The 25,382-nt window shown below is 66.5% G+C and carries 20 protein-coding genes and 1 riboswitch; of the genes, 8 read left to right on the top strand and 12 right to left on the bottom strand.

The genetic code is table 11. The features are described from left to right. Positions 1 to 92 precede the first annotated feature (92 nt). From A5791_RS05260 to gcvP, 3 genes are all read left to right on the top strand, one after another. Positions 93 to 587, top strand: a complete 495-nt coding sequence (locus tag A5791_RS05260; protein ID WP_067232245.1) for a bifunctional nuclease family protein — start codon at positions 93 to 95, stop codon at positions 585 to 587. Between the two features lie 254 nt (positions 588 to 841). Continuing rightward, entirely contained in the window at positions 842 to 1,465 is a 624-nt protein-coding gene (locus A5791_RS05255) for a MerR family transcriptional regulator (protein WP_067232242.1), read from the top strand. A gap of 116 nt (positions 1,466 to 1,581) precedes the next feature. Then, positions 1,582 to 1,679, top strand: a riboswitch (glycine riboswitch). 164 nt (positions 1,680 to 1,843) lie between these two features. Then, the gene (gene gcvP / locus A5791_RS05250; RefSeq protein WP_067232233.1) at positions 1,844 to 4,687 is read left to right on the top strand and encodes an aminomethyl-transferring glycine dehydrogenase; all 2,844 of its coding nucleotides are present in this window, start codon (positions 1,844 to 1,846) and stop codon (positions 4,685 to 4,687) included. Positions 4,688 to 4,701: 14 nt separating this feature from the next. On the opposite strand, the gene A5791_RS05245 is transcribed toward gcvP, so the two are convergent. Next, entirely contained in the window at positions 4,702 to 5,574 is an 873-nt protein-coding gene (locus A5791_RS05245; RefSeq protein WP_067232230.1) for a haloalkane dehalogenase, read from the bottom strand. A 40-nt stretch (positions 5,575 to 5,614) separates the two neighbouring features. On the opposite strand from A5791_RS05245, the gene A5791_RS05240 reads away from it, so the two are divergent. Continuing rightward, entirely contained in the window at positions 5,615 to 6,481 is an 867-nt protein-coding gene (locus tag A5791_RS05240) for an alpha/beta fold hydrolase (protein WP_082966754.1), read from the top strand. A gap of 207 nt (positions 6,482 to 6,688) precedes the next feature. Here A5791_RS05240 and A5791_RS05235 read toward each other — a convergent pair whose 3' ends face one another. The 8 genes from A5791_RS05235 to A5791_RS05200 form a co-directional block, all read right to left on the bottom strand. Next, on the bottom strand, positions 6,689 to 8,860 hold the full coding sequence (locus tag A5791_RS05235; protein WP_067232228.1) for a substrate-binding domain-containing protein: 2,172 nt from the start codon (positions 8,858 to 8,860) through the stop codon (positions 6,689 to 6,691). Between the two features lie 105 nt (positions 8,861 to 8,965). Then, a complete protein-coding gene (locus A5791_RS05230; RefSeq protein WP_067232226.1) occupies positions 8,966 to 11,161 on the bottom strand; it encodes a malate synthase G in 2,196 nt (731 codons plus the stop codon). Positions 11,162 to 11,444: 283 nt separating this feature from the next. Beyond that, on the bottom strand, positions 11,445 to 12,494 hold the full coding sequence (locus tag A5791_RS05225; RefSeq protein ID WP_156661009.1) for a hemolysin family protein: 1,050 nt from the start codon (positions 12,492 to 12,494) through the stop codon (positions 11,445 to 11,447). After that, positions 12,491 to 13,867, bottom strand: a complete 1,377-nt coding sequence (locus tag A5791_RS05220; protein WP_067232355.1) for a hemolysin family protein — start codon at positions 13,865 to 13,867, stop codon at positions 12,491 to 12,493. The genes A5791_RS05225 and A5791_RS05220 overlap by 4 nt, the downstream gene beginning before the upstream one ends. Continuing rightward, positions 13,867 to 15,303, bottom strand: coding sequence for a GuaB1 family IMP dehydrogenase-related protein (locus A5791_RS05215; RefSeq protein WP_067232224.1), 1,437 nt, complete (start codon positions 15,301 to 15,303; stop codon positions 13,867 to 13,869). The genes A5791_RS05220 and A5791_RS05215 overlap by 1 nt, the downstream gene beginning before the upstream one ends. Before the next feature lie 16 nt (positions 15,304 to 15,319). Beyond that, complete coding sequence (gene gndA, locus A5791_RS05210) at positions 15,320 to 16,777, bottom strand: NADP-dependent phosphogluconate dehydrogenase (protein ID WP_067232351.1); 1,458 nt, start codon at positions 16,775 to 16,777, stop codon at positions 15,320 to 15,322. 125 nt (positions 16,778 to 16,902) lie between these two features. Continuing rightward, positions 16,903 to 17,853 carry a M56 family metallopeptidase gene (locus A5791_RS05205; RefSeq protein WP_067232221.1) on the bottom strand — a complete coding sequence of 317 codons (951 nt, stop codon included), beginning with the start codon at positions 17,851 to 17,853 and terminating at the stop codon, positions 16,903 to 16,905. Positions 17,854 to 17,867: 14 nt separating this feature from the next. Further along, positions 17,868 to 18,311, bottom strand: coding sequence for a BlaI/MecI/CopY family transcriptional regulator (locus A5791_RS05200; RefSeq protein WP_067232219.1), 444 nt, complete (start codon positions 18,309 to 18,311; stop codon positions 17,868 to 17,870). 440 nt (positions 18,312 to 18,751) lie between these two features. On the opposite strand from A5791_RS05200, the gene A5791_RS05195 reads away from it, so the two are divergent. After that, on the top strand, positions 18,752 to 19,177 hold the full coding sequence (locus A5791_RS05195) for a PaaI family thioesterase (RefSeq protein WP_067232217.1): 426 nt from the start codon (positions 18,752 to 18,754) through the stop codon (positions 19,175 to 19,177). A gap of 3 nt (positions 19,178 to 19,180) precedes the next feature. Here A5791_RS05195 and A5791_RS05190 read toward each other — a convergent pair whose 3' ends face one another. From A5791_RS05190 to A5791_RS05180, 3 genes are all read right to left on the bottom strand, one after another. After that, positions 19,181 to 20,569: an NAD(P)/FAD-dependent oxidoreductase gene (locus A5791_RS05190; protein WP_067232213.1), complete on the bottom strand. Its 1,389-nt coding sequence runs from the start codon at positions 20,567 to 20,569 to the stop codon at positions 19,181 to 19,183. Between the two features lie 142 nt (positions 20,570 to 20,711). Beyond that, positions 20,712 to 21,620 (bottom strand): LLM class F420-dependent oxidoreductase, encoded by a 909-nt coding sequence (locus A5791_RS05185; protein WP_067232210.1) that lies wholly within the window; start codon positions 21,618 to 21,620, stop codon positions 20,712 to 20,714. 51 nt (positions 21,621 to 21,671) lie between these two features. Next, complete coding sequence (locus A5791_RS05180; protein WP_067232206.1) at positions 21,672 to 22,349, bottom strand: SDR family oxidoreductase; 678 nt, start codon at positions 22,347 to 22,349, stop codon at positions 21,672 to 21,674. 288 nt (positions 22,350 to 22,637) lie between these two features. On the opposite strand from A5791_RS05180, the gene modA reads away from it, so the two are divergent. Genes modA through A5791_RS05165 form a run of 3 tightly spaced genes read left to right on the top strand, consistent with a single transcriptional unit; the run spans position 22,638 to position 25,356 of the window. Beyond that, positions 22,638 to 23,402, top strand: coding sequence for a molybdate ABC transporter substrate-binding protein (gene modA / locus A5791_RS05175; protein WP_067232203.1), 765 nt, complete (start codon positions 22,638 to 22,640; stop codon positions 23,400 to 23,402). Between the two features lie 9 nt (positions 23,403 to 23,411). Then, complete coding sequence (locus tag A5791_RS05170) at positions 23,412 to 24,206, top strand: ABC transporter permease (RefSeq protein ID WP_067232200.1); 795 nt, start codon at positions 23,412 to 23,414, stop codon at positions 24,204 to 24,206. A 7-nt stretch (positions 24,207 to 24,213) separates the two neighbouring features. Then, positions 24,214 to 25,356 (top strand): sulfate/molybdate ABC transporter ATP-binding protein, encoded by a 1,143-nt coding sequence (locus A5791_RS05165; RefSeq protein WP_067232197.1) that lies wholly within the window; start codon positions 24,214 to 24,216, stop codon positions 25,354 to 25,356. Positions 25,357 to 25,382 lie beyond the last annotated feature (26 nt).

Here is a 25,382-nt window from a genome sequence, read left to right as displayed (position 1 = left end):
CGACAGCTTGGTGTGCGGCGACGCTGGTCTTGTCGGGGTCGTCGCACCGGCTTCCGTCGGGACACAGCGGCATGTGCGGAGGGCAGACACAGATGGGTGAAGTTCGTGTTGTCGGCATTCGCGTCGAGCAGCCGCAGAACCAGCCGGTGCTGTTACTGCGCGAAGCCAATGGTGACCGGTACCTGCCGATCTGGATAGGCCAGTCGGAGGCCGCGGCCATCGCCCTGGAGCAGCAAGGGGTCGAGCCACCCCGGCCGCTGACACATGACCTGATCAGGGATCTCATTGCCGCACTTGGCCATTCGCTCAAAGAGGTGCGAATCACGGATTTGCAGGAGGGCACCTTCTACGCCGACCTGATTTTCGATCGCAACATCACAGTGTCGGCGCGACCCTCCGACTCGGTGGCGATCGCGCTGCGGGTGGGCGTTCCGATCTACGTCGAAGAAGCGGTTCTGGCCCAGGCCGGCCTGCTGATTCCCGACGAGAGCGACGAGGAGTCCAGCAGCGCGGTTCGCGAGGACGAGGTGGAGAAGTTCAAGGAATTTCTCGACAGCGTGTCGCCTGACGATTTCAAGGCCACGTAGCGGCGGTCCGGCATCGTCCCGGGCAACGTTACGGATGCGTCTCATCTGGCACCGCTTTGTCGACACGCCTCGCGGATGGCGGCTCCCGGCCCGGGTGGCAGCCATACTTTTGAACACGACTTGAAGATTCATCTCGGGCCACGGCAGCTAGTGAAAGCGTATGCTCACTAGCACTCGGGCCTGAGCGACCGTGGTTGCCGGGGGCAGCCAGTGACGCAGCGAGTACACGAGCGCGATCGGCGAGAGGAACCACCGTGAGCGAGCAGCCACGTCAAGAGCAGCTGGACCTTTCCGACCAAGCGAACGTCGCGACTACTGACGCTGCCGCACCAAGCGAGCCTGTGCAGCCCGGGCTGTTCCCCGACGACTCCGTGCCGGATGAGCTGGTGGGCTATCGCGGCCCAAGCGCCTGCCAGATCGCCGGCATCACCTACCGTCAGCTGGACTACTGGGCGCGCACATCGCTGGTGGTTCCCTCGATTCGCAGCGCGGCCGGTTCCGGCAGCCAGCGGCTTTACTCGTTCAAGGACATCCTGGTTCTCAAGATCGTCAAGCGCCTGCTGGACACCGGCATCTCGCTGCACAACATCCGGGTCGCGGTCGACCACTTGCGCCAGCGCGGTGTCCAGGATCTGGCCAACATCACCCTGTTCTCCGACGGCACCAGCGTGTACGAGTGCACGTCCGCCGAGGAGGTCGTCGATCTGCTGCAGGGCGGGCAAGGGGTGTTCGGCATCGCGGTGTCCGGTGCGATGCGTGAGCTGACCGGCGTCATCGCCGACTTCCCCGGCGAGCGCGCCGACGGCGGCGAGTCGATTGCGGCACCGGAAGACGAGCTGGCCTCTCGTCGCAAGCATCGCGACCGCAAAATCGGCTAGTTCCGCCTCACCTTCCTCCGCGAGCGTGCGCAATTGCACGCCTCAGGCGGCGTGTCCCTGTACAAACGTGCACGCTCACGCCTTGCGATAAGGAGGCGGTAAACTGGGCGATGCGTCGCGCTTGCGCGGGAGAGTTCCATGACCGCCAGTCATGGACGCCGAAGGAGCAACACCTCTCCGTCAACCTCTCAGGCCCCCGGACCGCGTAAGACAAGATGCCTCTGGAAAGCGGTGGCGACCGCCGGTCGTCACCCGCCGATGGGGAAAGGTGCCTGTTAGCGGCGCCGAATCTCTCAGGCGCCTGGTGCACGGGTGAAGACAGAGGGAGAGGGCCGCTAGACCCTTCCTCTGCAGCACCGCGCGTCAGGAGTTCGCCACATGTCAGGGAATTCAACCCCCCACCCGGCAACGTTCGCCGACCGGCACATCGGCCCGGACCGCCAGGCCGTCGACGCCATGCTGGCCGTGATCGGTGTCGACTCACTCGACGAGCTCGCCGCCAAGGCCGTCCCGGCCGGGATTCTCGACAAGCTCACCGGCACCGGCGCCGCACCGGGACTGGACGGGCTGCCGGAGCCCGCCAGCGAGGCCGAAGCACTGGCCGAACTGCGTGCGCTGGCCGACGCCAACACCGTGGCCGTCTCGATGATTGGGCAGGGCTACTACGACACGCTCACCCCGCCCGTGCTGTTGCGCAACATCATGGAAAACCCGGCCTGGTACACCGCCTACACGCCCTACCAACCCGAGATAAGCCAGGGCCGTCTGGAAGCGCTGCTGAACTTCCAGACGCTGGTCAGCGATCTCACCGGCCTGGAGGTCGCCAACGCCTCGATGCTCGACGAGGGCACCGCGGCGGCCGAAGCCATGACATTGATGCATCGCGCGGCCCGCGGCGGCTCGACTGGCCGCCTCGTCGTTGATAGCGACCTGTTCGCCCAGACGGCAGCGGTGCTCGCCACCCGGGCCAAGCCGTTGGGCATCGACATCGTGACCGCCGACCTGCGGCACGGCCTGCCGGACGGCGACTTTTTCGGCGTGGTCACCCAGCTGCCCGGCGCCAGCGGCCGGATAACCGACTGGGCCGATCTGGTGGCTGAGGCCCATGACCGCGGGGCCCTGATTGCCGTCGGTGCCGACTTGTTGGCGCTGACGCTGATCACCCCGCCCGGCGAGATCGGCGCTGACGTCGCCTTCGGCACTACGCAACGGTTCGGCGTGCCGATGGGATTCGGCGGCCCGCATGCGGGCTACCTGGCCGTGCACAACAAGCATGCCCGTCAGCTGCCCGGCCGCCTGGTCGGTGTTTCGCTGGACGCCGACGGGTCCCCGGCCTACCGGCTGGCCCTGCAGACGCGCGAGCAGCACATCCGTCGCGACAAGGCAACCAGCAACATCTGCACGGCGCAGGTGCTGCTGGCGGTGATGGCCGCGATGTATGCCAGCTACCACGGGGCCGAGGGGTTGACCGCTATCGCGCGCCGTATACATGCCCACGCCGAGACCATCGCCGCTGCCCTCGGCGACGCACTGGTACACGACACCTACTTCGACACGGTGCTGGCCCGGGTACCGGGACGGGCTGACGAGGTGCTGGCCGCGGCCAAGGCCAACGGCCTCAACCTGTGGCGAGTCGACGCCGACCATGTGTCGGTGGCCTGCGACGAAGCCACCACCGAAGAGCATGTCGCGGCGGTTCTGGAAGCCTTTGGTGTGTCGGCCGCCGAACCGGTGCGCGCAGACATCGCAACCCGCACGTCGGAGTTCCTGACGCATCCCGCGTTCACGCAATACCGCACGGAGACGGCGATGATGCGCTACCTGCGTGCGCTGGCGGACAAGGACGTCGCTTTGGACCGCAGCATGATTCCGCTGGGATCGTGCACGATGAAACTCAACGCCGCGGCCGAGATGGAGCCGATCACCTGGCCGGAATTCGCGCGTCAGCACCCGTTCGCCCCGGCCGTCGACACCCGGGGGCTGCGTCAGCTGATCGGCGACCTGGAGACGTGGTTGGTCGCTATCACCGGCTATGACGCCGTCTCGCTGCAGCCCAACGCCGGCTCGCAAGGGGAGTACGCGGGTCTGCTGGCAATTCACGACTACCACGCCAGCCAGGGAGAACCGCACCGCGACATCTGCCTTATCCCGTCCAGTGCGCACGGCACCAACGCGGCCTCGGCGGCGCTGGCCGGGATGCGCGTCGTCGTCGTGGGCTGCCATGACAACGGGGACGTCGACCTGGACGATCTGCGCGCCAAGGTCAGCGAGCACGCCGACCGGCTATCGACGCTGATGATCACCTATCCGTCCACTCATGGCGTGTACGAGCAGGACATCGCCGACATGTGCGCGGCCGTGCACGACGCGGGCGGTCAGGTGTACGTCGACGGCGCCAACCTCAACGCACTGGTGGGACTGGCCCGGCCGGGGAAGTTCGGCGGTGACGTCAGCCACCTGAACCTGCACAAGACGTTCTGCATCCCGCACGGGGGCGGGGGCCCGGGAGTGGGTCCGGTTGCGGTGCGTTCGCATTTGGCACGGTTCCTGCCGGGTCATCCCTATGCCCCCGAACTTCCCCATGGTCACCCGGTGTCGTCGGCTCCCTACGGATCGGCCTCGATACTGCCGATCACCTGGGCCTACATCCGGATGATGGGCGCCGACGGCCTGCGCGCGGCGTCGCTGACGGCGATCGCCTCGGCCAACTACATCGCTCGCCGCCTCGACGAATACTTCCCGGTCCTCTACACCGGCGAGAACGGCATGGTGGCCCACGAGTGCATCCTGGATCTGCGCGCACTCACCAAGTCGACCGGCGTGACCGTCGACGACGTGGCGAAACGTTTGGCGGACTACGGCTTTCACGCTCCGACGATGAGTTTCCCGGTGGCCGGCACGCTGATGGTGGAACCCACCGAGAGCGAAAGCCTGACCGAGGTCGACGCTTTCTGCGAGGCGATGATCGCCATTCGCGGCGAGATCGACCGCGTCGCGTCGGGGGAGTGGCCGGTTGACGACAACCCGCTGCGCGGCGCGCCACACACCGCGCAATGTCTGCTGGTGGCCGACTGGGATCACCCGTATACGCGTGAACAGGCTGCCTACCCGCTGGGCGCGGGTTTCCGGCCCAAGGTGTGGCCGCCGGTGCGCCGCATCGACGGTGCCTACGGCGATCGCAACCTGGTCTGCGCGTGCCCGCCGGTGGAGGCATTCGCGTAGCCCGGCGGTGCCCGTCAGCCGAACCGGTCGATGATCGCGGCGGCGATCCGATCCGGTGCGTCCTCCTGGATGAAGTGGTTCGCCTCGGGCAGCTCGACGAGCACATGATCGGGAAACGTCTGACGCATCCGTGGGATCGTCGGACCGGGTCTGAACGCGAAGTCCTTCATACCCCAGACGAACAGCGCCGGCTTGGCGCCCAGTTTTTCGGGCACCTCACGCGCCAGCCGTGCCAGCAGCGGACGGGCAGCCAGAAGCTCTTTCGGCAGCTCGGCCACCCCCAATCGCGCCTCCGAGTCGGGCTGCACCGCGCGGTAGTGCTCCATCACCACCGGGCTCAACCGACGAGCCGTCCCCGCCGGAATCAGCCGCTCGACAAAGAAATTCCGGCGCAGAATCGCGTATTGCATTGGGGGACTTGACATCACCCTGCTGAAGATCTTCGTCGTCAACTCATCCGTCGGCCAGAACCAGGTGTTGCCCAGCACGACACCGCGCACTCGATCGGCACGCTCGACGGCCACAGCGGTGCTGATCGGCCCACCCCAGTCCTGACCCATGCTGAGATACCCGTCGAGGCCCAGGTGATCGACCAGCTCTCCGATCACGCGGGCGTGTCCGTCAACCTTGTAGCCGAACCCCGATGGGCGATCCGACAGGCCGAAGCCGAGATAGTCCGGTGCGATGCACCGAAATCGGTCCCGCAGCGCGACGATGATGTCGCGATACAAGAAGCTCCACGTCGGGTTCCCGTGGCAGAACAGGATCGGCGGGGCATCGGAACCCGTAGGACCCTCGTCGACGTAGTGGATGCGTCCCTGCGAGCTGTCGAACCAGCGCGACTCGAACGGGTACAGCTGAGGATCCGGGGTGAAATCGATCGTCATAACCCTCCTTTGATCGCGCCCTCGATGGTATGTCCGAAGGGTGACACCAGTGAACGTCCAGGAATGGCGCGATGCCGGCCGCTGGCTGGAGACGCCCGTGGGCCGGGTATTCGTCCGGTTAAAAGCGGGTGCTACACCGACTGTGCTACTGCTGCACGGCTTTCCGTCGAGTTCGTTCGATTTCCGGGCCGTGCTGCCGTATCTGGGCGACCACGCCTGGGTGACGATGGACTTCCTCGGCTACGGCCTGTCGGACAAGCCGCGTCCGCATCGCTACAGCCTGCTCGAGCAGGCCAACCTGGTACAGACCGTGATCGCGCAGACGGCGACCGGCCCGGTGGTGGTGCTCGCCCACGACATGGGCACATCGGTGACCACCGAGCTGATGGCCCGCGACCTGGAGGGTCGCCTGCCTTTCGACATGCAGCGGGCCGTGCTGAGCAATGGCAGCGTCATCCTGGAACGCGCCAGCCTGCGGCCGATCCAGAAGGTGCTGCGCGGCCCGCTGGGTCCGGTCGCGGCCCGGCTGACGAATCGGCGCGGTTTCCAGCGGGGCTTCGGCCGGCTGTTCTCGACCGATCACCCGCTGTCGGCTGAGGAGGCCGCCGCTCAGTGGGAGTTGTTGTCGTACAACGACGGCAATCGCATCGCGCATCTGCTGATCAGCTATCTCGACGAGCGGGAGCGTTACGCGCAACGCTGGCATGGCGCCGTGCGCGATTGGCCCAAACCGCTGGGCTTCGTATGGGGACTCAACGATCCGGTGGCCACCACGAATGTGCTCGACGGGTTGCGCGAGCTGCGGCCCGGCGCCGCGGTGGTCGAACTGCCCGGCTTGGGCCACTACCCGCAGATCGAGGACCCCAAGGCGTATGCCGACGCCGCGCTGTCCCTGCTGGTCGGCTAGCGCGCTGACGCCGTGCCCTCGCTGAGCGTGTTGGGCGTGAATCGTTGGCGTTGGGCGTGAATCGTTGGCGTCGCGTGTGAAATGAGGGCGCGAAAAGCGCCCGGATTCCGCCCTGCCTTCACACCGAAAGCCGTAGCTTCACACCGAAAGCCGTAGCGTCACACTCAACGCCAACGCTTCACACCGAACGCCCTGGCATCGCCCAATTCAGCCCAGGAAGGTGCTGACCGCCGCGGCGAGGTCGGGGGACGCCGAGGTTCCCAGGTTGCGGTAACTGCCGCCGCTGAGCTGCGCGATGGCCTCCCAGGTCGCCCGGTCCGGGTCGGCGCCGAAGTCGATGACGTTGACCGCGATCGGCCGGGCCTGGTCCGCTGCCTTGCGAATGAAATCCTGCAGACCAGGGCCATCGAGAGTTTGGTCGGTATGCGGCCCGGTGGTGATCACCAGTATTGAATTCGTTTGCCCGGCACGGTAATTGGCGAGCATCTCCTGATAGATCATGCGCAGCGTGGTGAACGAAACGGCGCCGCCGTTGGACGAATACTGCTTGTCCAGCGCGGCCGTCAGCGCGGCCGAGCGAGGCTGTCCGTTGACGGGGTCGTCCAGTGGTCCGATTGCCACCTCGGATCGACCCTCGTGACCGTCGAACGTCCACAGTCCCACCATCGACGTCGGCGGCATCGCTTTGACTCTTTCGCTGAGGGCCGCGACCACGTTGGCGAGCCGGGTTTTGCCGCCCTCGTCGGTGGGCATCGACTGGTCGAGCATGATTGTCGCGGCTACCCCAGCCGCCGTTGAGGCCAGTCCGTTGGCCAGCGTGACGCGCTGCGCCTCGTCGCCCAACGAGAGCGCCGGGGGCAGGGCGGGGAAGCCGGTGACCGGGCTGCTCGGTGGTTTTACACCATTTACCCGGAACCCCGCTTTGGCCAGCTTGGCCAGTTGTTCGGGCTTTTGCATGAATCGGGCAAACGCGCTGGCCGCCTCGGTCTGTTCGTGGGACAGCCATGACCCGGTGAGCAGCACGGCAGGATAGTCGGCAACCGCGACCGGCCCGGGCGGCAGCCAGGAGCCCAACTTGCCCTTGGCGTCCGGCAGCGACTGGCCGCGCTGGAACAGCTGTTGCTCGGTGGTGGCCACCGCATGCACCGGGCCGGTCGCCGGGTCCCCCGCGCCGAGCAGCGCGTTCATCGCCGCGCCGAGGGAATTGTCGGCCAGTTTCGGTTGCGCGGCCATCAGTGTGCGCGCGGCGCCGATGCCCTGGGTTACCGGCGCCCCGGCGGGTGCTGACGTGGCCGCAACCGCCTCGCCGGCCAGCACCGACGCATCGCCGTTGCCGTTGGTCGGCAAAGCCAGCCGCAACGATCCCCACGCGGGCAGATTCAAGCCGGCCAGCGAGTTCGGATTGGTTTGCAAGCCCGGCAAGTTCGCCCAGTTCTGGCTGGAAAGGGCCTGCTGGAGTTCGGGACGAATCGCGAGTAGCACCGGCGATGTCACCAAAGAGTGGCTCTCGCTGACGATCTTCTGTTTGGAGGCCGCGCTGAGGCGTGCCGCGGAGACCGAGCTGCCCGGGACCCACAATGCGGGCTGATCACCCAACTCGGCCGGCCACTTGCCGCTGAAACCGCCCAGCACCGCCTCGGAGCCGGCAGGTTTGACGTCGACCGATACGCAGCGGTCGCCGACCGGACCGGCCGACGGGTTGTAGCTCTCGGCCAGCTCCCGCACCTGATCGGCGATGGTCGGGTCGGCGACGACGGCAACCGTCTCCTTTCCCCCCACACAGCGAGCCGCGGCGTTCTGTGAACGATGCGACAGCGAGTCACCGATGAACTTCCACAGGATCCATACGCCCACCACGGCGACGACCGCGACGAGGGCCACTATGACGCCGATGCTGACTCCCCGGCCGCCGCGGCCGCTGCGATGCCCGCCGCGCCATTCGCCGCCTCCACGGTGGCCGGCGGCGTAGAGCGGCGGTGGGGGCGTCGACGGGTCTGGGGCCGCCGCGCTCGCGGGCCGGGACGGAAAGTCGGGGTACCCCGCGGCCGCGCCGGACGCCATGTCACTCTCGGCCCCGTACCGGTCGTCGAGGTCGGCGTACGCCTCACCCGGAGCCGGCATGGATTCGTCTTCGACCGGACGGGATTCCCAGCTGGCGGACGGTTCGTCTTCGTCCAGATAGCGACTCTCGTCGGCATCGTGGTAGTCATCGGACCATTCGTCGTGGCCGTCGGACCAGACGTCCGACTCCTCATCCGCCTCCAGGCCACCGTGTCGACCTTGATCGGCCTCGTCCCCGGGGTACGCACTGTCCGCGAAGGATTCCTCAGAGGGCTCGGCGGCGGAATCCTCGGGGTCCGGCAAGCTGTGCCTACCCATTCCGGTGTCTGCGTCCTTTCGTTTCGAATCCGTTGAAGCTCTCCGCTGGTCAGCGTGAATTCCGATGGGCCCGCCGGGTCCCCGGGCCGCCAGCGGCCCGCATTGTCAGCGGGTCCGCGCTTTGAACTCCCGACGACGGCGATGCAGGATCGGCTCGGTGTAACCGTTGGGCTGCTGCCCGCCCTTCAGAATCAGGTCCTGGGCGGCCAGGAAGGCGATGCTGTCGTCGAAGTTGGGAGCCATCGGGCGATACGCCGCGTCACCCGCGTTCTGCTTGTCCACCAACGGCGCCATGCGCTCCAGGCTGGCACGCACGTCCTCGCTGGTGATCACGCCATGCCGCAGCCAGTTGGCGAGCAACTGGCTGGAGATCCGCAGGGTGGCCCGGTCCTCCATCAGGGCGGTGTTGTGGATGTCAGGCACCTTCGAGCAACCGACGCCCTGCTCCACCCAGCGCACCACGTAGCCGAGGATGGACTGACAATTGTTGTCGACCTCCTCGCGGATCTCTTCAGGAGCCCACGCCAGTTCCTTGGCCAACGGAATGGTCAGCAACTCGTCGATGGTGGTGCGGGTCTTACCCTCGAGTTCCTTCTGCACCGCGAAGACGTCCACCTGGTGGTAGTGCATCGCGTGCAGGGTGGCCGCCGTGGGCGACGGCACCCAGGCGGTGGTGGCGCCGGCCTTCGGCTGGGCGATCTTCTGCTCGACCATGTCGGCCATCAACTCGGTCATCGCCCACATGCCCTTGCCGATCTGTGCCTTGCCCGAGAAGCCGGCGGCGAGGCCGATGTCGACGTTGGCGTCTTCGTAGGCCTTGATCCAGGTGCTGTTCTTCATCGCACCCTTGCGGATCATCGGTCCCGCCTCCATGGAGGTGTGGATCTCGTCGCCGGTGCGGTCCAGGAACCCGGTGTTGATGAACACCACACGATCGGCGGCTGCCTTGATGCATGCCTTGAGGTTGACGGTGGTGCGGCGCTCCTCGTCCATGATGCCGACCTTGAGGGTGCCTTGCGGCAATCCCAGCACGTCCTCGACCCGGCTGAACAGCTCGCAAGTGAACGCCACCTCGGCAGGACCGTGCATCTTGGGCTTCACGATGTAGATGGAGCCCGTGCGGCTGTTGATCAATGGCCCGTTGAGGTCGCCGCTCTTGAGCCCATGGATCGCTGCGACGCCGGTGAACAGCGCGTCCATGATGCCTTCGTAAACCTCTTTTTCTTCGTCACCGTCGCCGACGGAGACGATTGCGTCGTTGGTCATCAAGTGACCGACGTTGCGGACGAACAACAGGCTGCGCCCGGGAAGGGTCAGCTCGCCGCCGTCCGGCGTGGTGTATGTGCGGTCGGTGTTGAGGACACGGGTGAATGTCTTGCCGTCCTTCATGACGTTCTCGGCGAGATCGCCCTTGTTCAGGCCGAGCCAGTTGCGGTAACCGAGCACCTTGTCGTCGGCGTCGACCGCGGTCACCGAGTCCTCGAAGTCCATGATCGTGGTGATCGCCGACTCGAGAATCACATCCTTGATGCCGGCTGCGTCGGTCTTGCCGACCGGCGAATCCGGGTCGATCTGGATTTCGATGTGTAAACCGTGGTTGACCAGCAGCACCGACCAGTTGGGCGAGCCGAGCTCGCCGCTGTATCCGGCGAACTGCTCTGGGCTCGCCAGACCTGTGGACTCCGCGCCTGAGGCGATCTGCAGCTGGCCGTCGTCGATACTCAACCCCGTCGCGTCTGCCCACGAGCCCGACGCCAACGGCACGGCACCGTCGAGAAACTTGCGCGCGTAGGCGATCACTTTGTCGCCGCGAACCTTGTTGTAGCTGGTGCCCTTTTCCGCGCCGTCGCTTTCCGGGATGACGTCGGTGCCGTACAGCGCGTCGTAGAGGGAGCCCCAGCGAGCGTTGGCGGCGTTGAGCGCGAAGCGGGCATTGAGCACGGGGACCACCAGCTGCGGCCCGGCTGTTGTGGTGATCTCGTCGTCGACGCCGGAGGTGGTGATGGTGAAGTCGTCGGGTTCGGGCTGCAGGTACCCGATTTCGGTGAGGAATTCGCGGTAGGCCTCCTGATCGATGGGCTCGATCACCCGATGGCGGTGCCACTTGTCGATCTGTGCCTGTAGCTCGTCACGGCGGTTGAGCAAATCCTGGTTCTGCGGGGTGAGGTCGGTCACAACCTTGTCGACGCCCGCCCAGAAGCTGTCCGGGTCGATTCCGGTCCCCGGCAGGGCCTCGTTGTTCACGAAGTCGTAGAGCACCCTGGCGACGCGCAAGTTGCCCGCCGACACGCGTTCAGTCATGGTTCTCCTTCACAACGGCCCCTGTTGAAGCCCTCTTCGACCCCGGCTGGCGCTTCGGCTGGACCAACCGGGCCAATCGGCCGCATTTTGGCTATGCGCCAGCCTACCGAGCGACAGCCTGACGAGCGTATACGGCCGACCTGCAGCAGCAGGTCAAGCCGGGGCTGGCGGCTTCACGGACGGCACGGCGGCGGGCCATACGTATCGTCTTCTGGAAACGAGCGGCCCGGGGCCGTCAGTTCCCGGAGCACGCACGGCGCACAGATCATACGCGTCGCCACCATCAGCTGGTGCCTTCGCGCATGGTACCGACCAGGTCCTCGACCAGGTCCTCCATCGCCACCATGGCGACCACCTGCCCGCCCTCGTCGGTCACCAGCGCCAGATGGCTGTTGCTGCGGCGCATCCGCGACAATGCGTCGGCCAGCGGCAGGGACTGCCGGACCCGCGGCAGCGGGCGTACCAGCGTCAGATCGACGACGGCTTGCGGATCGTCGCCTAGCGTCAGCACGTCCTTGATATGCAGGTATCCGACGAACTCGCCGCCGATGCCGGTGACCGGAAACCGGGAGTAGCCGGTTTCGCCGAGGGCCTGCTCAACCGCACCCACCGTCGGCCCGCTGTCCGCCCTCGCCACCGGCACCGCCCGGACCTCAGGGAGCGGCCGCGCGACGTCGGCGACAACCCTGGTCGATATCCGCAATGCCCGGCTCAGCCGGGTGTGTTCCTCCTGATCCAGCAGGCCTTCGGAGACAGAATCAGCGATCATCTCGGACAGCTCGGCCGTGGACACAGTGATGTCGAGCTCGTCTTTGGGCGCGACGCCCAGCATCCGCAGCACCGCGTTGGTGCACTTGTTGTACAGGACGATGAATGGCCGGGCTGCGCGCACGTAGTGCAGATACGGCGGAACCAACAGCATCGCCGTTCGTTCCGGACCGGCCAGCGCGATGTTCTTCGGCACCATCTCGCCGAGCAGCACATGCAACGTCACCACCAGGGCCAGCGCCACCACGAACGACACCGTATGCACCAGCGTCGGCGGCATGCTGGTGAAACCCAGTGACCTCCGCAGCAGATCGGCGACCGCCGACTCGCCTATCCGGCCGAGCAGGATGGAGGCCACGGTGACGCCCAACTGAGCACCCGCCAGCATCGACGAAAGCTGCTCACCGGCCCGGATCACGGTGACCGCACGGGCCCGCCCCTGCTCAGCCAGCGCTTCCAGGCGGTCGCGGCGGGCCGAGATGAGCGAGAACTCCGCGCCGACAAAGAAGGCGTTGGCGCCGATCAGCAGGATCGCCGCCAGCACTTTGAGCGCGTCGTGAATCATTGTCGCGGTCCTGAGCCCGTCGGGTGACTGTCCGGTTGATGCGTCAGTTCGGTCAGCTGAAGCAGGTCGATGCGGCGGCCGTCCATCCGGACCACCGTCGCCTGCCAGCGCACCGAGTCGTCCGACAAACCGTCCGCGTCCCATGCCGGCACCTCGACGGTCTCGCCGGCCCGGGGGATGTGGCCGAGCTCGCGCAGCACCAGCCCGCCGATGGTCTCGTAGGGCCCATCTGGAGCCCGATATCCGGTCGCGGTGGCCACCTCGTCGATCCGCAGCAGGCCCGATACCCGCCATCCATTGCCGGAAGCCAGCACATCCGGTGTCGCGTCGTCGTGTTCGTCACGGACGTCGCCCACGATCTCTTCGATCAGGTCCTCGACGGTCACCATGCCCGCGGTACCGCCGTACTCGTCGACAACCATTGCGGTCTGCAGGCTGTCGGCGCGGATGCGCGCCATCACCGCGTCGCCGTCCAGCGTGGAGGGCACCACCGTGACCGGCTTGGCCAGAGTCGTCACCGGCGTGCGTCCGCGATCGGGGGGCGCGACGTCGAACACCTGCTTGACGTGCACGATGCCGACGGTCTGGTCGAGATCACCGTCGATGACCGGGAAACGCGAGAACCCCGACTTCGCGGCGGCTGCTACCAGGTCGGTGATGGTGTCATCGGTCTGCAGCGACACGATTTTCGACCGCGGCGTCATCAGTTCTTCGGCCGTCAGCGCGCCGAACTGCAGCGACCGCCGCACCAGCGACGCGGTGGCAGGGTCCAGGACGCCACTGCGCGCCGAGGTCTGCACCAGCGACAGTAATTCCTGTGGTGAGCGGGCCGAGCGCAGCTCCTCGGCCGGCTCGATTCCCAGTTCCCGGACGATCCAGTTCGCCACCCCGTTCGTCAACCGAATGGCCGGGGTGAAGAGCACCGAGAACACCAGCTGCGGTACCACCACTGCGCGGGCGGTCCGCAGCGGGCGCGCGATCGCGAGGTACTTGGGCACCAGCTCGCCGAACACCATCGACACCGACGTGACGATCACCAGCGCCAAGAAGGTGGTGAGCCCGTCGGCCAGGCCGTCGGATATCCCGATCGCGGCCAACGGCGGGTAGGGCAACTTGTCGACCAGCGGTTGGGTGAGGTAGCCGGTGACCAGCGTGGTGATCGAAATGCCCAACTGGGCACCGGACAGCTGGAACGACAGCTTGTGTTGGGCGCGCTGGATGAAGCGGTCACGACGGCCACCGGTGCGGGCGTTGGCCTCGACAATGCTGCGATCCAGCGCCGTGAGCGAGAACTCGGCCGCGACGAACACCGCCGTGCCGACGATCAGCACCACGATGGCCAGCCCGGTGGCCACGATGAGAGGAATATCGATCACCAGCCGGTCGGCAGCGGATGGCCCTCAGCGAAGCCGGCCGCCGACTGTACTCCGACGACGGCGCGCTCGTGCAGTTCCGCCAGCGTGGCGGCACCCACATAGGTGCAGGTGCTGCGCACCCCGGAGGTGATGTGGTCAATCAGGTCCTCGACGCCGCCCCGATCGGGGTCCAGTCCCATCCGCGAAGTCGAGATGCCTTCCTCGAACAACGCCTTGCGGGCACGGTCGAAGTTGCTGTCCGCGGCGGTGCGGGCCACCACGGCACGTTTGGATGCCATGCCGTAGCTCTCCTTGTACGGCTGGTCGTCGCGGTCCCGCATCAGGTCCCCGGGGGATTCGTAGGTGCCGGCGAACCATGACCCGATCATCACGTTCGATGCCCCGGCGGCCAGCGCCAGCGCCACATCCCGCGGATGCCGGATTCCGCCGTCAGCCCACACGTGGGCTCCGAGTTCCCTTGCCGCAGAAGCACATTCGAGCACAGCGGAGAATTGCGGACGTCCAACGGCGGTCATCATCCGGGTGGTGCACATCGCGCCGGGACCGACGCCGACCTTAACGATGCTCGCACCCGCGCCGAGCAGATCCCGAACGCCCTCGGCCGATACCACATTGCCCGCCGCCAACGGCACGCCCAGCTCCAGCGACGAGACCGCCTTGATCGCTTCCAGCGTCTTGACCTGGTGTCCATGGGCGGTGTCGATGACCAGCACGTCGACGCCGGCCTCGGCGAGGGCCTGCGCCTTGGCCGCGACGTCGCCGTTGATGCCGACGGCAGCGCCGATTCGCAGCCGGCCGCGGGCGTCGGTAGCGGGGGTGTAGATGCCGGTGCGGATGGCTCCCATGCGGGTCAGCACCCCGGCCAGCGTGCCGTCGGAGCCGGTCAGCACCGCGACGTCGATCGGGGCATGCTCGAGCAGGTCGAAGACCTTGCGCGGCTCGGTGCCCACCGGAGCCGTCACGAAATCGCTCACGGCGACGTCACGCACCCGGGCGAAGCGGTCCACACCTACGCACGACGATTCCCGCACCAAACCGATCGGACGGCCCTCGAAGAGGACCACGGCCACGCCATGCGCGCGTTTGTGGATCAGCGCCATCGCGTCCGAGACCGAATCGTCGGGCGTCAGAGTCACCGGGGTGTCGAGTACCAGGTCGCGGCTCTTCACGAAATCCACCGTCTGCTGCACCGCGTCGATCGGAAGGTCTTGCGGCAGAATCACAATGCCGCCGCGGCGCGCCACCGTCTCGGCCATCCGCCGCCCGGCGACCGCGGTCATGTTGGCGACCACCAGCGGAATGGTCGTGCCCGAGCCGTCGACGGTGGACAGATCGACGTCGAACCGAGACGCGATGTCCGACCGGTTCGGCACGATGAAGACGTCGTTGTAGGTCAGGTCGTACCCGGGCCGGTGCCCGTCCAGGAACCTCATCGTCTAATGCAACTCGCTAGGCAGGTACTTCGGTTCGGTCTCCGCTCCACAGGGTGTGGAACTTCTTGCTCGGGTCCTCGTCGATGCGGCCGTAGGTGTGGGCACCGAAAAAGTCCCGCAGGCCCTGGGTGAGCGCGGCGGGCAATCGTTCGGTACGCAGAGCGTCGTAGTACGACAGCGCCGACGAGAACCCCGGAATGGGGATACCCAGCTGCGTCGCTGTCACCACCACCCGGCGCCACCCGTCGATGGCCGATTCGATCGCGCTACGGAAGTACGGCGCCACGATCAACGTCGCCAGGTCGGCGTCGGCGTCGTACGCCTCCTTGATGCGGTTGAGGAATTTGGCCCGGATGATGCAGCCACCTCGCCAGATCGTGGCCAGATCACCTGGCGTGATGTCCCAGTCGTACTCGGCGCTGCCGGCCTGGATCTGGTTGAAACCCTGTGCGTACGCGATGATCTTCGACGCGTAGAGGGCTTGCCGGACGTCTTCCACGAATTGCGCTGTGTCGTTGGGCTTTTCGCCCAGCGCGCCGGCGGCCAGCCCAGTGGTGGCCTTGCGCTGGGCCACCGAACCGGACAACGCGCGGGCGAACACCGCCTCGGCAATGCCGGTGACGGGCACACCGAGGTCCAGCGCAGACTTCACCGTCCAGCGACCGGTGCCCTTCTGCTCGGCTTCGTCGAGGATGACGTCGACAAGTGGTTTGCCGGTCTTGGCGTCACTCTGCCGCAGCACCTCTGCGGTGATTTCGACGAGAAAGCTGTCCAGATCGCCCTTGTTCCAGTCGTCGAACACGTCGGCGATTTCCGGCGCGGCCAAGCCAAGGCCGTCGCGCAGCAATTGGTAGGCCTCGCCGATGAGCTGCATGTCGGAGTATTCGATGCCGTTGTGGACCATCTTGACGAAATGACCGGCACCGTCGGGGCCGATGTGGGTGCAGCACGGCACGCCGTCGACGTGAGCGGAGATCTCCTCGAGTAGCGGTCCCAGCGATTCGTACGACTCGGCGGGCCCACCGGGCATGATCGACGGACCGTTGAGTGCCCCTTCCTCGCCGCCCGAGATCCCGGCGCCGACGAAGTGCAGTCCGCGCTCGCGCATGGCCTTCTCGCGGCGGATGGTGTCGGTGTAGAGGGCGTTGCCGCCGTCGATGATGATGTCGCCGTCCTCCATGGCGTCGGCGAGCTGGTCGATGACGGCGTCGGTGGGATCGCCGGCCTTCACCATGATCAGGACCCGCCGCGGCTTCTCCAGCGCGTCCAAAAACTCCTCGATGGTCTCCGAGCGCACGAAGTTGCCGTCGTCACCGTGCTCTTTGAGCAACGCGTCGGTCTTGGCAGCGGACCGGTTGTGCAAGGCCACCGTGTAGCCGTGCCGAGCAAAGTTCCGGGCAATGTTCGATCCCATCACGGCCAGGCCGGTGACGCCGATCTGCGCGGTTCCCGTCTTCGATTCCGACGAACTCACGTCTTGCATTTGAGTGGCCTCTCCGGTCGCAGAAATTCGGCTCGAGCTTTCTGGCGAACACTAGTCCGACAACTGTGACACAGCGAAGTGCTGACGTTGCAGAGTGTTTCGCTTAGGCCGAGGTCTTAGGCGGCGAACAGGCGCTGCACTTCCGTCAGCCACGGCACCGCCAACGCGACCGTCGGCACGACCAGGACGGCCGCCGCGGCCAGGTATGCGGCGGCTGACAGCGCCAGGCTGTTGCCGCGTCCGGAGAGCCGGCGCACCCGCAGGACGGTGCTGGGTCCACCGGCGGCCAGCGCGCCAGACGGCGCACGGCCCGACGCGCACGCGACCAGCGCCCTGGCCAGGGGTGCGCGCCCCGCGGCGCGCACCGCGGCATCGTCGGCCAGCAACTCGACCAGCAGTCGCACCGAGTCGAGCGCAGTCGAGCTGCGCACCAGCCGCGGGAATGCGGCGTGCACCGCGGTGAACGCCTCCAGGACCAGGTCGTGGCGCGCGCGCAGGTGGGCGCGCTCGTGGGTGAGGATGGCCGACACTTCCGCGTTGTTGAGCGTGTTCAGTGCGCCTTCGGTGACTACGACCCGGCTGCGCACGCCCGGCAGACAGTAGGCGAGCGGTTGTGAGATGTCCAGGACGCGCAGGTCACGAGTGCGTGTGCAGGGCTGGGGCAGGGCCGCATCGTGTCCGACTCCGACGAGGTCCACCACCATGCGGTGGTGGGCCCGCCGCCGTCGAGTGGCGATGGCCACGCGGACCACGGCGACCATCAATCGCGCACCGACCAGCACGGTCAGCGCGAAAACGGCGATGTATGCGGCCCACAGCGGCCAGCCCAGCCGGCCCTCCGCGTCCAGGATGCCGGCCGTCGGCCTCCCGTCGGGACCGGGCATCAGCAGTCGGGTGGCGATCGCGATGCCGGCGCTGAATGCCGAAAGCACCGCTGCCAGGGCGATGGCCTGCCACAACACCATCGCGGCGCGCGGAGCGCGCAGCGGCCACTTGGAGCGGGCTACCAGGGCCGGTATCGGACCGACCAGCAGCACCGCAAGGATGGTGAAGGCCAGCGCTGACACGCTGCCAGTCTCCCTCAGTCCTCCGCCGTAACGCCAGTAGCTGGCTCAGATGATCCAGACGGCCCAGACGGCGTAGTGCGTTGATTTGCTTCGAGCTCCGCGAGCGCTCGACGAAGCGCGTCGGCCTCATCGGCTCCGACCCGTTCGACGAAGTGCACCAGCGCGGCTTGCCTGTCTCCGGAGTCCTCGGCCTGGGCCAGCGCATCGACCATCAGCCCGGCGACCAGCTCGTCGCGGCCGTGCACGGGTGCGTATCTGTGCGCCCGGTCGTCGCGTATCTGAGAGACCAGATTCTTCTTGGCCAACCGTTGCAGCACCGTCATCACGGTGGTGTACGCGAGGTCACGCCGCACGGACAACGCCTCGTGGACTTGGCGAACGGTTTGGGGTTCCGGGGTGGACCACAAATGGTCCATCACCGTTCGTTCCAGATCACCCAGCCGAGTCAGCTTGGCCATAGTTCGTTCATCTCCATCAGACGTCCAATAAGACTACTCCCGCTTACTACCGGTTGTCGTATGCGAAGTGGCCTGTGCCGCGGACAGGCCGGTTGCGCGAGGCCCGAAGCTGAGCACGACGCACTGGTAGACCGGGTTTACGGATGCTGGTGTGACCCTGGTAACACCGGGACCGGTCGAGTTTCGCGGGCCCGAGAGGCGTGCAATCGGGTCTGTCCAAACACTTGCGAAATTAGGGCAGCCTTGCCTATTCTAAATCCCGTCGAGCGAACAATGACCGCGGCAGAGTCCTGAGGGCTGCAGCGACCCCCGGTCTACTCGATCGGCGGGCCCCGTGCCTGGGTTGCACGGGGCCTGCCTGTTTTCCGGGCCTGTTCCGGGCCTGTTTCTGAGCCGGGAATCGGCCCCGACGAACATGGATCAGCCGATGGTGTAGACACATGAACGTGTCGTCGGACGTGACCCTTCCGGAGAATTTCACCGCGCCTTTCGATTCCGAGCTGGGGCTGCGGTTCACCGAACTCACCCCCGACGGCGCCCGCGCGGAGCTCGAGGTCACACCCAAACTGCTGCAGCCAATGGGGCTGGTGCACGGCGGCGTTTACTGCTCGATGATCGAGAGCATGGCCAGCGTGGCCGCCTACACCTGGCTGAATTCGCCCGGAAGCGGCAACGGCGGAAACGTGGTGGGCGTCAACAACAACACGGACTTCTTGCGCTCCATCGGCTCGGGCACGGTGTACGGCGCGGCCGAACCGATCCATCGCGGTCGTAGGCAACAACTCTGGCTGGTCACCATCACCGACGCCGGCGACCGTACGGTCGCCCGCGGGCAGGTGCGGCTGCAGAACCTTGAGGCACGCTGACGGTCAGCTGGCCACTCTGGCGGTCGCCGCGTCTTGTGCCTCGGCGGCCAGCTCGGCCAGCTGTTCGAGGCGCGTTCGGGCGAAAGCCTGCTGGTCGGTGATGGTCAGCTGACCGCGACGAGTGCTCAGGAAGGTCACCGTCCAGGACAGCAGCGTCGTGATCTTGGTCTTGAATCCGATCAGGTACACCAGGTGCAGGACCAGCCAGATCAGCCAGGCAATGAAGCCGCTGAACTCGAGCGGGCCAATTTTGGCCACAGCAGAGAAGCGCGACACGGTGGCCATCGAACCCTTGTCGAAGTACTGGAAGGGCTCCCGCTGGGTAGGGTCGGCGCCGGCGAGCTCGGCCTTGATGGTCGTCGCAACGTACTTGGCACCCTGGATGGCACCCTGCGCAACCCCGGGCACGCCTTCCACCGCGGCCATGTCCCCGATGACGAAGACGTTGGGGTAACCGGGGATGGACAGGTCGGGCAGCACCTGAACCCGTCCGGCGCGGTCGAGTTCTACGGGCGACTGCTCGGCGAGGTCCCGTCCCAGCCGGCTCGCCTGGACTCCTGCGGACCAGACCTTGCAGGCCGACTCGATGCGTCGCTCGGTGCCGTCGGAATCCCTGACGGTGATGCCGTTGCGGTCCACGTCGGTCACCATCGCGCCCAGCTGGATCTCCACGCCCATCTTCTCCAGCCGCGCGGCCGCCCGCTGACCCAGCTTCTCACCCATCGGCGGCAACACCGCCGGAGCGGCGTCCAGCAGGATCACCCGGGCCTTGGTGGAGTCGATGTGCCGGAACGCGCCCTTCAAAGTGTGTTCGGCCAATTCGGCTATCTGCCCGGCCATTTCCACACCGGTCGGGCCGGCGCCGACGACGGTGAAGGTCAACAGCTTCTTGCGTCGTTCCGGATCGTTTGACCGTTCGGCCTGTTCGAAGGCGCTCAGAATGCGCCCGCGCAGCTCCAGGGCGTCGTCGATCGATTTCATGCCGGGCGCGAATTCGGCGAAATGGTCGTTGCCGAAGTAGGACTGGCCGGCACCGGCGGCGACGATCAGCGTGTCATAGGGAGTTTCGTAGGTGTGCCCGAGCAACTCCGAGATGACGCGCTGATTGGCCAGATCGATGTGGGTTACGTTGCCCAGCAGCACCTGCGCGTTGCGTTGCTTGCGCAGGACGACACGGGTGGGCGGGGCGATTTCCCCCTCGGAGATGATCCCGGTGGCCACCTGGTACAACAACGGCTGGAACAGGTGGTGGGTGGTGCGGGCGATCAGCTTGATGTCGACGTCGGCGCGCTTGAGTTTCTTTGCCGCGTTGAGTCCGCCGAAGCCCGAGCCGATGATCACCACCTGATGCCGACGCTTGGGAGCAGCTGGGGCTTCTTGCTGGGGACTCATGTTCCGCTGCTCCTGACGAGGCTGCATTGGCGTTCGATTTGCAGTTAGCTACTCCGCAGGCAAGCGTAGTCAAGCCCGCGACTAGATACCCAGGCGCGAGCCTGTGTAATCAGCCACATCCTCGTCGGCCGAGTGTGCTGGACTACACACCGAACAGCGGGCGCAGCGCCTCGGCAACGGTGGTTATGACACCAGGCACGTGACCGTTCGGCATGTTCACGATCACTCCACCGACGCCGACGCCCAGGATTTTCGCCTGTACCTGGTCGGCGATCTGCGCCGGGCTGCCGGCCACCATGCGCGGATTATCCCGCTCGGGATCGAATTTCCCGTCGAGCAGCACCGTCAACATCAGGCTGGTCTCGATGGTCGCCGGGTCTCGGCCGACCTCGTCGCAGCGCGCCTTCAGCGCGTCTACCTTGCGTGGGAGCTCGTCGAGCCCCGCGATGATATTGAGGTGGTCTGCGCATCGGGCGGCAATGGCAAACGTCTTCTTCTCGCCGCCGCCGCCGATCATGATCGGGATGCGGTCGCGGTATCGCGGCTCGGCCGTCGCCGATTCGGTGTGGTACCACTTGCCCGAGAATGTGGGCCGCTCGCCCTTGATCATCGGGTTCAGGATCTGCAGCGCCTCTTCGAGTCGCTGGAAACGGTCGGTGAACGTGCCGAATTCGAAGCCGAGCTGGCGGTGTTCGAGCTCGTACCAGCCGGCGCCGATGCCCAGGATCGCCCGCCCGGCGCTCACCACGTCCAAAGTGGTGATGATCTTGGCCAGCAGCGCCGGGTTGCGGTAGGTGTTACCGGTGACCAGCGTGCCTAACTGCAGATGTTCGGTGGCGGTCGCCAACGCTGCCAAGGCGGTGTAACCCTCGAGCATCGGCGCGTCCGGAGGGCCCAGCACGGGCAGCTGGTAGAAGTGGTCCATCACGAAAAGCGAGTCGTAGCCGGCTTTTTCGGCTTCTTGAGCCTGCGCGATGACCGTCGGGAAGAGCTTTTCTACGCCAGTGCCATAGGAAAAGTTGGGAATTTGAAATCCAAGCTTGATCGCCACGGTGTTAACCGTAGCGATCGGCCCGGTGCTTAAGACAGGGGCGGACCCGGCTCAGGCGAATTGAGCGAGCGCGCCGTGACTGACATGCAGCGTCTGGCCGGTGATGTGGCGAGCCGCCGACGTCGTGAGGAACCGCGCCAGCCGGGCGATCTCAGCCGCGACGGACGGCGGTGTGTGCGAGAGGCCGTCGTACCCGGGCTGCGCGCTGCGACCGCATGCCACTGCGTTGACCGTGATCCCGCGGGTACCGAAAACTTCCGCCTGCCCCGCAACCCAACTGGACAGCGTCGCCTTGATCGCGGCGTCCACGCTGCCCGGGGGCGGGTTTTCCGTCACCACGCTGATGATGGACCCACCCGAACGCAGGTGGTCACCCACGGCCTGCACCGTCAGCACCGCCGAAAGCACCGTCGCGTCCAGGGCATTGCGCCATGCGTTGGCGGTGTCGGCCAACGAATAGGTGCGAGGATCGCCCGCTTCCCAGCGCGGCGTCGGCACGTTGACGATCGTGTCCAGGTGATGAGGGAACAGCCCGCGCACCTCGGCGAGGCTGCTGGGGTCCATGGTGTCGCAGACGATGGCGTCCACGTCGAGTTCCTTGGCGACGACCTCGAGATCGCCACGGCGGGCGCCCACCAGGGTTACCTTGTGGCCGTCCTCGCGGAAGCCTTCGGCTACTACTCGCCCCAGATCGGTGTCGCCTCCGGTGACCAGCACCTCCACTGCCATGACCTCCTCGTGTTCAACGTTGAACCCAGACCCTGGGCCGTTCACCAGCGCATTTGCTCCAGCGAACCTAGTTCCGACGGCGGCTCAGCCGCCTCGACCGCATAAGTCTCGGAACTGCATTGCCTGGAATCTCAGCGTGTTATGGCGTCGACTCCGGCCAATGTTACTGGACAGTAGCTCTTTGGCGAAACTCCACACCCCCGCGACGCGCGGGCGAATTGCATAACTATTCGGTTCTGACCTTCAGGGCGCTCCTGGCACTAGATACCAGCGAGATAGGTTTGGCCGATGCGTCCGATCGGGGTCCTGGCCAGAGTGTTGCCGGTCCTACTGATGTCCGTCCTGCTCGCGTGCGGTCCGAAGTCGCCGTCCGCGGTGGTGGTGTTCGCGGCGGCTTCGCTGAAGCCGGCGTTCACCCAGATCGGTCAGCAGTTCAAAACCGACAATCCCGGCAGCAGCGTCGAATTCGACTTTGCCGGCTCTTCGGAGCTGGCAACCCGACTGACGCAGGGCGCGACTGCCGACGTCTTCGCGTCGGCCGACACCGCGCAGATGGAGACGGTCGCCAAAGCCGGGTTGCTGGCCGGCGACCCGGGCAACTTCGCCTCCAATACCCTGGCCATCGTCACCGCACCGGATAACCCGCAGCGGGTCACCTCGTTCGCTGACCTGGCCAGGCCCGGTCTGCGCGTGGTGATCTGCCAGCAGCCGGTGCCCTGCGGGTCGGCGACCCATCGCATCGAAGACTCCACCGGGGTACACCTCAACCCAGTCAGCGAGGAACTCAGCGTGACCGACGTCCTCAACAAGGTCACCACCGGGCAAGCCGACGCCGGGCTGGTCTATGTCACCGACGCACAGAGCGCCGCGAACAAGGTGGGGACCGTCAACTTTCCCGAAGCCACCGGGGCGGTCAACGTCTATCCGATCGCGCTGCTCAAAAAGGCGCCTCAACCCACCTTGGCCCAGAAGTTCGTCACGCTGGTGACCTCCCCGGCGGGCCAGAAAGTGCTGGCCCAGTTCGGCTTTCAGAAGCCGCAAGCCAACCCCTGAGTATCCGCCATGCACCGGCCGACGGACCTGCCCCGGTGGGTATACATTCCCGCCGCCGCGGGGACCGCGTTCGTGGTGCTGCCGCTCCTGGCAATCGCCGTCAAAGTCGACTGGCTGCACTTTTGGGCGCTGATCACCAGCACGTCATCCGCGGCAGCGCTGTACCTGAGCCTCAAGACCGCCGCGGCAAGCACCCTGCTCTGCGTGCTGCTGGGGGTGCCGATGGCGCTGGTGCTTGCTCGCAGCGACGCGCGGATGGTGCGGCTGCTGCGTCCGCTGATCCTGCTGCCGCTGGTGCTGCCACCGGTGGTCGGCGGCATTGCGCTGCTCTACGCCTTCGGCCGGCTCGGGCTGATCGGGCAGTACCTGGAGGCCGCCGGTTTCAGCATCGCCTTCAGCACGACTGCGGTGGTGTTGGCGCAGACGTTCGTCTCGTTGCCGTTTCTGGTGATTTCCCTCGAGGGCGCCGCGCGCACCGCCGGGTCCGACTACGAGGTGGTGGCGTCGACCCTGGGTGCGCGGCCCAGCACGATCTGGTGGCGGGTCACCCTGCCGCTGCTGCTTCCGGGCATGGCGTCCGGGGCGGTGCTGGCATTCGCCCGGTCGCTGGGGGAGTTCGGGGCGACGCTCACGTTCGCCGGATCCCGCCAGGGTGTGACTCGGACCCTGCCGTTGGAGATCTACCTGCAGCGGGTGACGGATGCGGATGCGGCGGTGGCATTGTCGATCCTGCTCGTCGCGGTGGCGGCGCTGGTGGTGTTGGGTCTGGGGACTCGCCGGCTGACCGGGACCGACGCGAGGTAGCCGGGCTATGAGCGAGTTGCAGCTTCGCGCGGTCGTCGCAGAGCGGCGGCTGGATGTGTCGTTCTCGGTGTCCGCCGGCGAGGTGCTCGCGGTACTCGGCCCCAACGGCGCTGGCAAATCCACCGCACTGCATGTGATTTCGGGTCTGATTCGGCCCGACGCGGGTCTGGTGCGCCTGGGGAATCGGGTGCTGACCGACACCGAGGCCGGCGTGCAGGTGTCCACACACGACCGCCGGGTTGGGCTGCTGCTGCAAAAGCCGTTGCTGTTCCCGCACCTGAGCGTGGCCGCCAACGTGGCGTTCGGGCCGCGCAGCCGCGAGGGCATGTTCGGGATGTTCGGGTCGGGCCGCGCGCGGGCGAATGCGTCGAAGGCCCTGGACTGGCTACGTGAGGTGGATGCCGAGCAGTTCGCCGACCGCAAACCGCGGCAGCTGTCCGGCGGTCAGGCTCAGCGCGTCGCGATCGCGCGGGCGCTGGCGGCCGAACCCGACGTGCTGCTGCTCGACGAGCCGCTGACCGGCCTCGACGTCGCTGCGGCAGCGGCGATCCGAGCGGTGTTGCGTACCGTCGTCAGCCGCAGCGGCTGCGCCGTAGTGCTGGTCACCCATGATTTGCTGGATGTGTTCACACTGGCCGACCGAGTGCTGGTGCTCGAGTCCGGCAAAATCGCCGAAATCGGCCCGGTCGCCGAGGTGCTCGCGAGGCCACGCAGCCATTTCGGGGCCCGCGTGGCCGGTGTCAACCTGGTAAACGGAACCATCGGCGCGGACGGCTCGCTGCACGCCCGATCCGGCGTCAACCTCTATGGGAACCCGAATCCGTTGCCCGGCAGCGAGTTCGGGGAGCTCGCTGCCGGGCAGAACGCCATAGCGGTGTTCCCGCCTACCGCGGTAGCGGTGTATCAGAACAAGCCCCACGGCAGTCCTCGCAATACCGTGGAGGTAACCATCGCGGAACTGGACACCCGCGGATCCGCAGTCTTGGTGCGCGGCGAGGAGCAGCCCAGCGGCGCACCCGGCCTGGCCGCCGAAATCACCGTCGATGCAGCTGCGGAACTGCGATTGACGCTGGGGGAGCGGGTGTGGTTCAGCATAAAAGCTCACGAAGTGACGCTGTGTCCGGCACCGGGTGGGCCCACGCATCAATAGCCGGGGCTTGCCCGTCAGATATTGCG

The organism is Mycobacterium sp. 852002-51163_SCH5372311 (assembly GCF_001667115.1).
In the GTDB taxonomy this organism is placed as follows: domain Bacteria; phylum Actinomycetota; class Actinomycetes; order Mycobacteriales; family Mycobacteriaceae; genus Mycobacterium.
Note: the sequence above shows the minus strand (reverse complement) of the source record. Positions and strands in the feature narration are given on the sequence as shown.